At 42.7% G+C, this 13,312-nt stretch carries 8 protein-coding genes, 2 tRNA genes and 3 rRNA genes; 1 reads left to right on the forward strand and 12 read right to left on the reverse strand.

What is annotated here, in order from left to right:
- Positions 1–35 precede the first annotated feature (35 nt).
- Positions 36–503, forward strand: a complete 468-nt coding sequence (locus AB1Z56_RS17195) for a nucleoside triphosphate pyrophosphohydrolase family protein (protein WP_046671593.1) — start codon at positions 36–38, stop codon at positions 501–503.
- Between the two features lie 140 nt (positions 504–643).
- Here the strand turns inward: AB1Z56_RS17195 and AB1Z56_RS17200 are convergent, their stop codons facing one another.
- From AB1Z56_RS17200 to spt, 12 genes are all read right to left on the reverse strand, one after another.
- Positions 644–1,588, reverse strand: a complete 945-nt coding sequence (locus AB1Z56_RS17200; RefSeq protein ID WP_309367170.1) for a TIGR01212 family radical SAM protein — start codon at positions 1,586–1,588, stop codon at positions 644–646.
- Positions 1,589–1,604: 16 nt separating this feature from the next.
- On the reverse strand, positions 1,605–2,396 hold the full coding sequence (locus tag AB1Z56_RS17205) for a hypothetical protein (protein ID WP_426789734.1): 792 nt from the start codon (positions 2,394–2,396) through the stop codon (positions 1,605–1,607).
- A 307-nt stretch (positions 2,397–2,703) separates the two neighbouring features.
- A 5S ribosomal RNA gene (rrf, locus tag AB1Z56_RS17210) occupies positions 2,704–2,815 on the reverse strand.
- Between the two features lie 103 nt (positions 2,816–2,918).
- Positions 2,919–5,798: ribosomal RNA gene (locus tag AB1Z56_RS17215) — 23S ribosomal RNA — on the reverse strand.
- A gap of 230 nt (positions 5,799–6,028) precedes the next feature.
- Positions 6,029–6,102 (reverse strand) — tRNA-Ala (locus AB1Z56_RS17220).
- Positions 6,103–6,113: 11 nt separating this feature from the next.
- Positions 6,114–6,187: transfer RNA gene (locus AB1Z56_RS17225), tRNA-Ile, on the reverse strand.
- Between the two features lie 120 nt (positions 6,188–6,307).
- A 16S ribosomal RNA gene (locus AB1Z56_RS17230) occupies positions 6,308–7,837 on the reverse strand.
- The 16S, 23S and 5S rRNA genes sit together here with 2 tRNA genes alongside, the layout of an rRNA operon.
- An 849-nt stretch (positions 7,838–8,686) precedes the next feature.
- Positions 8,687–9,082: a GtrA family protein gene (locus AB1Z56_RS17235; RefSeq protein WP_426789735.1), complete on the reverse strand. Its 396-nt coding sequence runs from the start codon at positions 9,080–9,082 to the stop codon at positions 8,687–8,689.
- A 2-nt stretch (positions 9,083–9,084) separates the two neighbouring features.
- Positions 9,085–9,777, reverse strand: coding sequence for a CDP-alcohol phosphatidyltransferase family protein (locus tag AB1Z56_RS17240; RefSeq protein ID WP_309365999.1), 693 nt, complete (start codon positions 9,775–9,777; stop codon positions 9,085–9,087).
- Between the two features lie 9 nt (positions 9,778–9,786).
- Positions 9,787–10,779, reverse strand: coding sequence for an NAD-dependent epimerase/dehydratase family protein (locus tag AB1Z56_RS17245; RefSeq protein WP_426789736.1), 993 nt, complete (start codon positions 10,777–10,779; stop codon positions 9,787–9,789).
- A complete protein-coding gene (locus AB1Z56_RS17250) occupies positions 10,776–11,897 on the reverse strand; it encodes a hypothetical protein (RefSeq protein ID WP_070561222.1) in 1,122 nt (373 codons plus the stop codon). The genes AB1Z56_RS17245 and AB1Z56_RS17250 overlap by 4 nt, the downstream gene beginning before the upstream one ends.
- 11 nt (positions 11,898–11,908) lie before the next feature.
- A complete protein-coding gene (gene spt, locus AB1Z56_RS17255) occupies positions 11,909–13,108 on the reverse strand; it encodes a serine palmitoyltransferase (protein WP_046672730.1) in 1,200 nt (399 codons plus the stop codon).
- Positions 13,109–13,312 lie beyond the last annotated feature (204 nt).

Below are 13,312 nucleotides of genomic sequence, written 5' to 3' on the forward strand. Positions count from 1 at the left end.
TTATATTTGCTCATTCAAATAATAAAACAAAGAATATGACTGATCCGAAAACACTTTCATCCGTTGCGGAATTCCATAAAACATTCCAACATCCAATCCTAGACACGCCTACTATCCCATCTGAACAAAGATGTGCCTTACGGGTATCGTTGATCGCTGAGGAATTAAAAGAATTAGAAGAAGCCATCCAGGATAAAGATTTGGTCGAGATTGCAGATGCACTATGTGACATTCAATATGTACTTGCTGGAGCGGTATTAGAATTTGGCTTAAAAGATAAATTCTCAGCACTTTTTGATGAAGTTCAACGTTCCAATATGAGCAAAGCATGTAAAGACGAGGCAGAAGCAATCGCTACACAGGAGCACTATAAATTAAAAGGTGTAGAATCCTATTACAAAGAAGTTGACGGGAAATTCCTGGTATTCAGAACAGCTGACAATAAAACGTTAAAATCTATCAATTACTCTCCAGCGGATCTAAAAACGATTGTTGAGGGATAAATAAAACTGGAAAACTAGCTTATAATTTTCCTTGCAGAAAACAAAATAAGGCTTCTTTTAAGAAGCCTTATTTTGTTTTTGCAGCGATAGATCAATTGCTCTACTGCTCTCTATAATATGGTAAATATAGAAGAAGCTCCTTATTCAAAAAGACTTCCTTGCACAACCTGCCGTGCTTCCAATCCTTTATCTATATACGTTTGAATACCTGACTTCGGAAACCCCCAATTTGGTGCGATTAACAATTCTTTATCTGCAATCCCGAAAATACGCTGAATGATTAGATCAGGACGCAATCGAGGAATAAATTTGGCTAAGAATTCGGTGTAACCTTCCATCGAGAAAAGTTCAAAAGGTTCCCTTTTATATTTGACCCCCATAATGGAGCCCTCCACAATATGTAGGTGATGTAATTTCACAAATTTGATCTGCGGAAACCGGTTGATTTCATCTGCATATTTTAACATCATCTCCTCAGATTCCCATGGGAAGCCAAAGATGGTATGCACACAAAGCTCCAATGGCGTATCCTTCAGCATGTCCATCGCCTGAACAAATTCGTCGTGGGAACAACCTCTATTAATCCTCTCCAATGTATCGTTGTAGATCGATTCCATCCCCATCTCCAAATCCACATCGTAACGATCTGTATAAGACTCTAACAATGCAATCTTTTCAAAATCCAAACAATCAGGACGCGTACCCACAGAAAGACCTAAGGTATTTTCAGGATCGATACTCAAAGCCTCATCATACATCATCTTCAGTAGATGAGTCGGCGCATATGTATTTGTATTTGGCTGGAAATAAATAATAAACTTCTCAGCACCATAGCTATTACGTGCCCTTTCAATACCCGATTCTACCTGTTCCCGTATCGAAGGAATCTTGCGGGCAGTATCCGGTGTAAAAGAGTCCACATTACAGTAAGTACAACCGCCATAGCCCTTACTACCGTCACGATTGGGACAAGTAAAATTACCATCCACAATCACTTTAAACACTTTCTGCCCGTTATACTTTTGCTTTAAATAAGCCCCGTAATGATTATACGGTTTAATTCCGTTGTCCAATAATGTACCCATTGCGCTGCAAAGTTACTCAATAAAAATCATATGTGACCATTACTTTCTCAGGATCAAATGTTAAACTGATCCGGCCATCACGAAAATCTTTCCAAGATAATTTATACGAACTATGCTTAACTGCATCCTCCAAATCAAAGTAACTCCTTTTAACGGCTAAATTGGGAGAATTGTCATAATAAGTAGGTAAACCGTAATAGAAAACGAAAAATTGTTCAAATTCTTTAAATGACAAATAGTGGTAAAACTTATTCTTATTTCTTGAAATCAATATTTCAATTTTCTTTAGCCTGCCATCTGTATAAAAATAATCAAGTGTTTGATAATACAGTGCATTCAACCATTTACCGCCGGTAAATCGGACATGCCCTGGATCGATCACGACCATTGTGTCCTTACTCCCTGTATATGCACCAAACTCCCCTATATAAGATCTTTCCCCGAGATGAATAATATATTCGCGGGCTATATTGGCAGATCTACCATCTTTATTTGCCGGTATCCACTTTGATATGGACGAAAATTTCTGATTCATCTCATCTGTCTTATCCATATGCCCAATTTTACTGGAAACAACTTTGACAGTGCTATCCTTATAAACCTCGAATCCAACATGAGCTTCATAATTGAGATTAGGCCAATTGCCTTTCCACTTTTCATTTAACTGCCTATAAAAATCAACAATACCTATCTTGGGGGTTGGAAGGTAATTTTCATAAGAAATAAAAATGTAATCCTGTCCGTCTTGGCAAATACCTGATCTCAAATTAAACAATAGAAGAAAAACAATGATCAAACAATTTCTCATATGGCCGGTAAGTAATATTTACAGCAATATACAAAAAACACAGATACAAGAATTATAGAAAAGCAATATGGAGATGGAGGCTGTCTATTGGCTAAGAGAGCTCCTTTACTTCAATTTCAGCTATGAACAATAACCACTTGCTATTTGGAGCTAAATTGATCGACATACTTCTATAAAGAGGCATTACATTGCTTTCTTAGTACTGTGCTGGATCAGGGGGAGATTACAGAAGATAGAGACAAGGAAGTACGGGAGTACATAAACGAAAGAAGCCCTTGACTGTTTCCAGCAAGGGCTTCCGTGTAAAAAAAGGCACCGACCTACTCTCCCACCTGTTACGGCAATACCATCGGCTCTGGCGGGCTTGACTGCTCTGTTCGGAATGGGAAGAGGTAGACACCGCCGATATAGGCACCTAAAAATCTTTATTGGCTGATTCCTTATCGGAACATCAGACCAACTGACATATATATTGAAAGATCATTTTAAAAATTAAAGAGGAAGACAACAGTGTCTGTCTGCTTGAGAAAGCTTCGGGCTATTAGTACCACTTGGCTTTGGTCTCTCAACCTTTACACCTATGGCCTATCAACGTAGTCATCTTCTACGACCCTATAAGGAAGTCTCATCTCGTGGCTAGTTTCGCACTTAGATGCTTTCAGCGCTTATCTATTCCAGACGTAGCTACCCTGCCGTACACCTGGCGGCATAACAGGTTCACCAGAGGTCTGTCCAACCCGGTCCTCTCGTACTAAGGTCAGATCCACTCAAACTTCCAACGCCCACAACAGATAGGGACCGAACTGTCTCGCGACGTTCTGAACCCAGCTCGCGTGCCACTTTAATGGGCGAACAGCCCAACCCTTGGGACCTTCTCCAGCCCCAGGATGTGACGAGCCGACATCGAGGTGCCAAACCTCCCCGTCGATATGAGCTCTTGGGGGAGATCAGCCTGTTATCCCCAGCGTACCTTTTATCCTTTGAGCGATGGCCCTTCCATACAGAACCACCGGATCACTATGTCCGTCTTTCGACCCTGTTCGACTTGTCGGTCTCACAGTCAAGCAAGCTTATGCCATTGCACTCCGCGTACGGTTACCAAGCGTACTGAGCTTACCTTTGAAAGCCTCCGTTACCTTTTTGGAGGCGACCACCCCAGTCAAACTACCCACCAAACAATGTCCTCGGTAAGACCGAGTTAGAAACCGAATACAGAAAGGGCGGTATTTCAAGGTTGATTCCATGACTCCTGGCGAAGCCACTTCAACATCTCCCGCCTATCCTACACATCCTGTACCCAATCTCAATGTTAAGCTATAGTGAAGGTGCATGGGGTCTTTCCGTCCCGTTGCGGGTAATCGGCGTCTTCACCGATACCACAATTTCACCGAGCTCATGGCTGAGACAGCGCCCAGATCGTTACACCATTCGTGCAGGTCGGAACTTACCCGACAAGGAATTTCGCTACCTTAGGACCGTTATAGTTACGGCCGCCGTTTACTGGGGCTTCGATTCAATGCTTCTCTTGCGATGACATCCCCTCTTAACCTTCCAGCACCGGGCAGGTGTCAGGCCTTATACTTCATCTTGCGATTTTGCAAAGCCATATGTTTTTGTTAAACAGTCGCCTGGGCCTTTTCACTGCGGCTGCTCTTCTCAGAGACAGCGCCCCTTCTCCCGAAGTTACAGGGCCATTTTGCCGAGTTCCTTAGCCATGACTCACTCGAGCACCTTAGGATTCTCTCCTCGACCACCTGTGTCGGTTTGCGGTACGGGTCTTCATAACCTGAAGCTTAGCGGGTTTTCTTGGAAGTCTGTTTACCTGCTCTATCAGCGCCACCGAAGCTTTGCTGTACTATTGGGTTTCAGCTAGAGTTGCGGATTTGCCTACAACTCCAATACCTACGCCTTTCAACGAACTATTCCGTCAGTTCGCGGCAGTGTCACTACTCCGTCACCACATCGCAGTTATGAAGAGTACTGGAATATTAACCAGTTGTCCATCGGCTTGCCCCCTTCGGGTGCGCCTTAGGTCCCGACTGACCCTGATCCGATTAACGTTGATCAGGAAACCTTGGTCTTTCGGTGGGCGGGTTTCTCACCCGCCTTATCGTTACTTATGCCTACATTTGCTTTTCCATAACCTCCACAGTTCATTGCCAAACTGCTTCCCCGGCGATGGAATGCTCCCCTACCAGATGTACCTAAGTACAAATCCATAGCTTCGGTACCGTTCTTGATGCCCGTTTATTATCCACGCCCGGCCGCTCGACTAGTGAGCTGTTACGCACTCTTTAAATGAATGGCTGCTTCCAAGCCAACATCCTAGCTGTCTGGGCAACCGGACCTCGTTAGTTCAACTTAGAACGAATTTGGGGACCTTAGCTGATGGTCTGGGTTCTTTCCCTCTCGGCCTTGGACCTTAGCACCCAAAGCCTCACTGCCGGCTATATTTGATAGCATTCGGAGTTCGTCTGGATTTGGTAGGATTTGACTCCCCCGCACCCAATCGGTAGCTCTACCTCTATCAAACTCTACGCCGACGCTGTTCCTAAAAACATTTCGGGGAGTACGAGCTATTTCCCAGTTTGATTGGCCTTTCACCCCTACCCTCAGGTCATCCGGAAACTTTTCAACGTTTATCGGTTCGGTCCTCCATTACATGTTACTGCAACTTCAACCTGCCCAAGGGTAGATCACAAGGTTTCGCGTCTACCTCATCTGACTATGCGCCCTATTAAGACTCGCTTTCGCTTCGGCTGCGTCCCTGAAGGACTTAACCTTGCCAGACAAGAGTAACTCGTAGGCTCATTATGCAAAAGGCACGCTGTCACAGAACTCGTCTGCTCCAACCGCTTGTAAGCACACGGTTTCAGGTTCTTTTCACTCCCCTGTTCGGGGTTCTTTTCACCTTTCCCTCACGGTACTGGTTCACTATCGGTCTCTCAGGAGTATTTAGCCTTACCAGATGGTGCTGGTGGATTCCCACAGGATTTCTCCGGTCCCGCGGTACTCAGGATACCACTATGTCAACATTCTTTACCTGTACGGGGCTCTCACCCTTGTCGCGCAGTTTCCCACCTGCTTCCAGTTCATAGCGCTGTACAATGTCGTGGTCCTACAACCCCGGCCATGCCGTAACATGATCGGTTTGGGCTCTTTCCCGTTCGCTCGCCACTACTTGGGAAATCATTGTTATTTTCTTCTCCTACGCCTACTTAGATGTTTCAGTTCAGCGCGTTCGCGTTTTATACGACTATTCTTCAAATAGTCAGGTTGCCCCATTCGGAAATCTCTGGATCAAGTCGCATTTGCCAATCCCCAAAGCTTATCGCAGCTTATCACGTCCTTCTTCGCCTCTGAGAGCCTAGGCATCCCCCGTGTGCCCTTATTTACTTTCTTCACCGGCATAGCCTTTTGCTACTATGCGGCTGCTTTTGATATATATACCCGTATGCTACGCAAAGATTCGTTCGGCCTTGACCGAGGGTCTCCTCTTTACATCAAGCACATACACGTATTGTCTCTATACTGTTGTCTTCTCTTGTAATTTTTTTTCTCTTTCAATATGTCAAAGAACTCTTTTTCCGGTTTTTATTCTGGAGCATCTGTCGATGTTCCTTCCGGAGATGTGGAGAATAACGGATTCGAACCGTTGACCCCCTGCGTGCAAGGCAGGTGCTCTAGCCAGCTGAGCTAATTCCCCGTATTTTTTCGTAGTCCCGAGCAGATTTGAACTGCTGACCCCTACATTATCAGTGTAGTGCTCTAACCAACTGAGCTACGGGACTAGCTTATCTTGTTCATCTCTTTCTCTCGGTCCTGCTCCTTGCGGGGCGGGCACTTTCTTCTGATGTTTTCTTCTTGTCAATCATATGTAACGTGACGAGCACCGATCTTCGATACTCTAGAAAGGAGGTATTCCAGCCGCACCTTCCGGTACGGCTACCTTGTTACGACTTAGCCCCAATTATCGGTTTTACCCTAACACGCTCCTCGCGGTAACATGCTTTAGGTACCCCCAACTTTCATGGCTTGACGGGCGGTGTGTACAAGGCCCGGGAACGTATTCACCGCGTCATTGCTGATACGCGATTACTAGCGAATCCAACTTCATGGGGTCGAGTTGCAGACCCCAATCCGAACTGTGAATGGCTTTTAGAGATTAGCATCATATTGCTATGTAGCTGCCCGCTGTACCATCCATTGTAGCACGTGTGTAGCCCCGGACGTAAGGGCCATGATGACTTGACGTCGTCCCCACCTTCCTCTCTGTTTGCACAGGCAGTCTGTTTAGAGTCCCCACCATTACATGCTGGCAACTAAACATAGGGGTTGCGCTCGTTGCGGGACTTAACCCAACACCTCACGGCACGAGCTGACGACAGCCATGCAGCACCTAGTTTCGTGTCCCGAAGGACGAGTGCGTCTCTGCACTCTTCACTAACTTTCAAGCCCGGGTAAGGTTCCTCGCGTATCATCGAATTAAACCACATGCTCCTCCGCTTGTGCGGGCCCCCGTCAATTCCTTTGAGTTTCACCCTTGCGGGCGTACTCCCCAGGTGGATAACTTAACGCTTTCGCTGGGACGCTGGCTGTCTATCGCCAACATCGAGTTATCATCGTTTAGGGCGTGGACTACCAGGGTATCTAATCCTGTTCGATCCCCACGCTTTCGTGCATCAGCGTCAATACCAGCTTAGTGAGCTGCCTTCGCAATCGGAGTTCTAAGACATATCTATGCATTTCACCGCTACTTGTCTTATTCCGCCCACTTCAAATGGATTCAAGCCCATCAGTATCAAAGGCACTGCGATGGTTGAGCCACCGTATTTCACCCCTGACTTAATAGGCCGCCTACGCACCCTTTAAACCCAATAAATCCGGATAACGCTCGGATCCTCCGTATTACCGCGGCTGCTGGCACGGAGTTAGCCGATCCTTATTCTTCCAGTACATTCAGCTATCTACACGTAGATAGGTTTATTCCTGGACAAAAGCAGTTTACAACCCATAGGGCAGTCATCCTGCACGCGGCATGGCTGGTTCAGGCTTCCGCCCATTGACCAATATTCCTTACTGCTGCCTCCCGTAGGAGTCTGGTCCGTGTCTCAGTACCAGTGTGGGGGATTCTCCTCTCAGAGCCCCTAGACATCGTCGCCTTGGTAAGCCGTTACCCTACCAACTAGCTAATGTCACGCGAGCCCATCTCTATCCTATAAATATTTAATCAACCGAACATGCGAACTGTTGATGTTATGCGGTGTTAATCTCTCTTTCGAGAGGCTATCCCCCTGATAGAGGTAGGTTGCTCACGCGTTACGCACCCGTGCGCCACTCTCACCGTCTTCGAGCAAGCTCTCCGACGGATCCCGTCCGACTTGCATGTATTAGGCCTGCCGCTAGCGTTCATCCTGAGCCAGGATCAAACTCTCCATTGTAAAATGAAGTTTTTGATTCCAACTATTTACATAATCAGAATTCTTTTTTTATATCTCTGATCTTGGATCGAATTGAACTAATTACTTGAATTTGTTCATGACTTTCGACTTTCGTCTGTCTACTCGTCACGCTTACATGATTGTATTTTCTTAAAGAACTTTTGCCGCTTCAACTTCCGTATCCGCTATATTCCGATGGCATTGCGCCGTCTTTATCTTTTTTTGTTTTCCCTCCGTTTCCGTTGGGACTGCAAAGGTAGAAATCTTTTCTGAACTTCCAAAAAATTTTTTAAGTTTTTTTTCTTTTCTCTTTTCTCGATTTCCGCGTTTAAAATAAACTCAGCGGGATTTTAAATCCTGCCAGGCTCGCTTAAACCCTTCTTTTTTTCATGATTCCCTCTTTCGAGGTAACCGTTCCTCCCTTGCGGAGTGGTGCAAAGATAGGGAGTTTAAATACAAACTTCCAAGCCTTTTGTTCTTATTTATTTCATTTTCCTCTTAACTGCCTGTAACGGTGCGAGATTCTTTTTGGTTATTGGTAGCGGGAGGTGCAGCAGCTGGCAAATAACGGCTGATCCCGGCGCAGAATAGGGCCGCAGAATAACCCCTTTCATAACTATACTTTCTTACCCTTTTAGTTAGGGTTTAGTTAGGGTTTGTTTAGGGTTAGTTTAGGTATAGTATAGGTAAGACCTAAACTAAACCTAACTTAATGCTAGGCTAAACATAAACAAAAGCTAAACTAAGGAATAAGAAGTCTTCAACTCTTCTTTATTTAGAGGGGGCGGCTTAGACACCTTGAAAACATCAGAAAAAAAATGAAGCTATATTAGATTTGAGCTGATCTCCTTATTTCTCCTCAGACCTAAAGACCCAAAAGCGCTGAAGCGTATAGTTGAATCCCAGAGAAACGAGCAGCTCTACAACAAGTTTTGAAAACAGAAAATTCAGATGATATATATCAACCAGAAAATGAATACCAGTAGACTTCAATGTAATGCTGCCACAGACAACAATCACAAATTTCCATAATTGACTCCCCACTGATTTTTGTGTGCTACCAAAAGACCAATATCGATTGATCAAAAAATTAACAACAGCACCAAGGCTACCACTAATAGCATTAGAAAAAGGCGCACTGATATGAAGTAATTTATAACAAGCAGAGTATACTCCAAAATCAAACAATCCGCCTAAAAAGGCGGAAAGTTGAGCTTTTAAAAAAGTAATAACTTTTGAAGACATCGCTAAATAGCCTCCTCCTGCTGTTTTTTCAATTTATCCTCTTTATCTTTTTCATCACCTAATTTAAGAAGTAGGCGCGTATCGTTTGTATTAATGATAAAAAGTGCTATACAAATCGCCAGTACACACCAATTAATAGATCCAGGCATTAAAACTTCCAACAGCATAACCAGTGAAATAATTACTCGAATTTCAGTTGGTCCCAAAATTCCAGCATCTATTGTATACTTATCTGTAATTCGGTATCTAAGCTGAGAAATGATCATTGCCCAGCCATACAATGCTACCAATGTAAATCCCAGATATTTGAAATCCCCTACGGTGTACAAAACATAGCCCAGTCCAATAAAAACCGTACTGATCCAATCCATTACAATATCCAGCGCGAAACCGTACCAACGACGGGATTTATTGCGATAGAATGCGATACGCCCATCTAATGAATCACCAAACCATTGCACAAAGAAACCAGGGATTCCTAAAAGCAAATAGCGAATATCAACATATTCAGCCAAGATAAAACTCCCCAATATCATTAAGGAGCCTAAAAACCCAATTGCTGTAAGTCCGTCCGAAGTAATCCAATTTGGGATTCGAGGAACGAGGTACGAAATAAGTTTTTGTTCGGGTTCACTTAAGATATTTGTTCTCTTTCTATCCTGAAAAAGTTTTTTATTTATTTTTAACTCACTCATTATCTGCGATTATAGCCATTTATTTTCTTTATACCAAGCCAATGCCTCCATTAAGCCTTTCTTCAAATCATATTTAGGTTGGTATTGTAGCTGACGTTGAGCCGCTGAGATATCACAGCCCCAGTTTTCAGCTGTAAGTTCATTCAGCCGTTCCGGATATAGTACAGGTATTGCTTTAGAATTTTTATACAAACGCTCAAAAATAACGGCGATAGTCTTCACAACGCCTAAAGGAATATGCATACGGATCATTTTCCTTTGGCTAAACTCTTTGAAAAACTTTGCTATCTCATAACGACCATAGACCTGCCCGTCACTGAGGTTATACACCTGTCTTCCTCCTTGGTCAAAACGACAGGCATGAATAATTGCTTGCACCAAGTCGGCAACATAAATAAAGCTGAGCTTTTGAGGAGAGCGGCCAACATAGGCATCCAGACCTCCGTTCATTGTTTTAAAAAGAATAAAAATATCCTTTTCCCGAGGGCCATATACTGCAGTAGGGCGCAAAATCGTTAGTGGCTGATCTTTAAAATCATTCAAGGCGAGCTCCGCTTTCCGCTTGCTACGACCATAGGCCGTAACAGGACAATAAGGGTTACTTTCATCGATCAACTTAGCATCATAGCTCACAGGACCAATCGCTGCGAGACTACTGACGAAAACAAATCTTTTGACCGGATTTTTCAAAGAAAAACAAGCAGAAGCCAAGTTTTTAGTGTAACCGACATTGACTTTTTCGAGATCTTCTTCATGTTTGGCACGAGTCATTGCCGCAGCATGAACAACATAGGTATAATTTTCCGCTTCCAGCAATTCACTAATGGATGCTTCATCGGAGAAATTTGGATAAACAAATCTATCCACAACGGAGCGAATTTCCGAGACATCACTTGACTTCCTCACCGCAGCATGAACTTCCATTCCTGCCTCCTTCGCTGCTCTTGTCAAATGATAGCCTACAAAACCACTCGCTCCGGTGATTAATATTTTTTCTATCATAATGATTTTTGATACAAACGATAACGTTTGTACAATTCTCCATTCATTTGTTCAATGGCGTGATTCATCATATAATTATGCTCCAACATCCATGAACATTCGGCCCCCTTAATATTAGAATCTTTTGATTCTTTTATAATTCGGCCATACAAACATGCTTCGATCCCTAATTTTCGGTAATCTTCCAATACACCTAACATCAATACACGAAGCAAATTGATTTTTTTCTTTCCAAACAACAATTTAAAAATACCTGTAGGAAGTAAACGTCCACGCTTAACTTTGATAAGGATCTGGTTAATATCCGGTATACCCAAACCAAAACCAACAAGTTCTCCATCTTTCTCTGCCACGATAGCAAAACGTGGATCGAGAATCATTTTTAAATCTTTGGCCGTATAATTAAATTCGTCTTCTGTCATCGGAACAAATCCCGAATTTTTATCCCAGGCTCTATTGTAAATGTCACGAACTTTCGCTGCTTCGTTTTTAAAATCCTTCACATTGAATTGACGCAATGTAATACCAGATCTTTTCAAACGCTCTTCCAGCCTGTCCAAAAGCAATACAGAACGCTTATCCGCCGACTTTTCCATAACCAAGTAAGCTCTCAAATCCACTTTATGCCCATAACCTGAATTGGTAATCAAGTCGATGTAATAAGGCGAATTGTAGGGCATCATGGCCACTGGAGGTTTATCAAAACCGTCAACCAATAGACCAACGGTATCATTGGTCGATAAATTGATCGGCCCAACGATCGTATCCCCACCTTTAGCTTTAACCCATTTCTCTGCGGTCTCAAACAACGCGTTTGCGACTTCTTGATCATCTATACAATCGAAAAACCCCCACTGTCCTTCATTCACATGATTAAAGGCATTATGGTTGTTGTTCCAGATTGCACATATACGACCAACAATCTTATCGTTACGATAAGCTAGAAAAGGTTGTGCTTGGGAATGTTTATAAAAGGGATGCTTATCAGGGGAAAGCAAATCGTTTTGTTCAAGAAATAAGGCAGGTACATAATTAGGATTTCCCTCATAGAGACTATGAGGGAAATCTATAAACAGCCGTCTTTGTTTCTTTGTTTCAACGGGTATAATCTGAATCATACGATTAGATTTTATATTAATGTTTCAACTTCAGCTTGTTTGAATACTTTAACCATCTTCTCAATAGCTTCGTCGATTTGGTCATAAGTATGTGTCGCCATCAATGAGAAACGAATCAAAGACTCTTCAGCAGGAACTGCTGGAGAAACAACCGGATTAACAAATACACCATCATCTTGGAGCATTTTTGTTACCCAGAACGTTTTTTCATTGCTACGAATAAAGATTGGTAAAATAGGACTTTCAGTAGCACCTAAATCAAATCCATGATCTAATAATTGGGCTTTGGCATAGTCTGTATTTTTCCACAATTTTTCTATATGCTCTGGCTCATTTTGAATAATTTCCAACGCTTTCAATGTTGAAGCTACTGAAGCTGGCGTCATTGAAGCACTGAACATCACCGAACGTGCATTATGTTTTAAGAAATCAATTACATCTGCATCACCTGCCACAAATCCACCTAAAGATGCCAAAGATTTACTAAAAGTACCCATGATCAAGTCTACATCATCATTAAGCCCAAAATGCGAAGCTGTACCAGCTCCTTTGTGCCCAATAACACCTAAACTGTGTGCATCATCCACCATAACGGCAGCGTCAAACTCATTGGCAATCGATGTAAGTTCAGGCAAATTAACAATATCACCCTCCATACTAAAGATGCCGTCCGTACAGATTAATTTCGCACTATCCTCTGGTAGACGAGATAACTTCGCACGTAAGTCTTCCATATTATTGTGACCGTATTTGATTACTTTAGAAAAAGACAAGCGGCTACCATCAATAATGGATGCATGATCACGTTCATCTAACAAAATATAATCATTACGTCCCATTAGACAGGACAAAGGCCCTAGATTTGATTGGAATCCTGTACTAAAAAGAATAGCGGCTTCTTTACCTACATAGGCAGATAATTTTTCCTCCAGTTCCACGTGAATATCCAACGTACCGTTTAAGAAACGAGATCCAGCACATCCAGTACCATACTTTTCCAAAGCATCTTGCGCTGCTTTTATAATACGTGTATCAGTTGTTAACCCTAAATAAGAGTTAGAACCAAACATCAATACACGTCTACCATCGATTTTTACCTCGGTATCTTGTTTCGATTGAATAGGTCTAAAATAGGCATATAAGCCTTTAGCTTTCAACTCCTCAACAATCTTAAATTGCGATATTTTTTCGCCTAACTTTCCTTTACTCATGCGATAAAAAGGTATTTCTAAAACTATTTCTAACTTTTAGATGTTATTGTAACAAACAAAATTATCGAATTGGACTTTTATATAAAAAACTCGGTCTCCGACTAAAAATCTGCTATATCCACAATGTAAGTTGAAATGCTACGTTGTATATATTCACAATAATTCCAAAAAACGTTGCAAACATACGAAAACATAATCTGACTT

Source organism: Sphingobacterium sp. WOUb80 (assembly GCF_050058145.1).
Classification (GTDB): domain Bacteria; phylum Bacteroidota; class Bacteroidia; order Sphingobacteriales; family Sphingobacteriaceae; genus Sphingobacterium.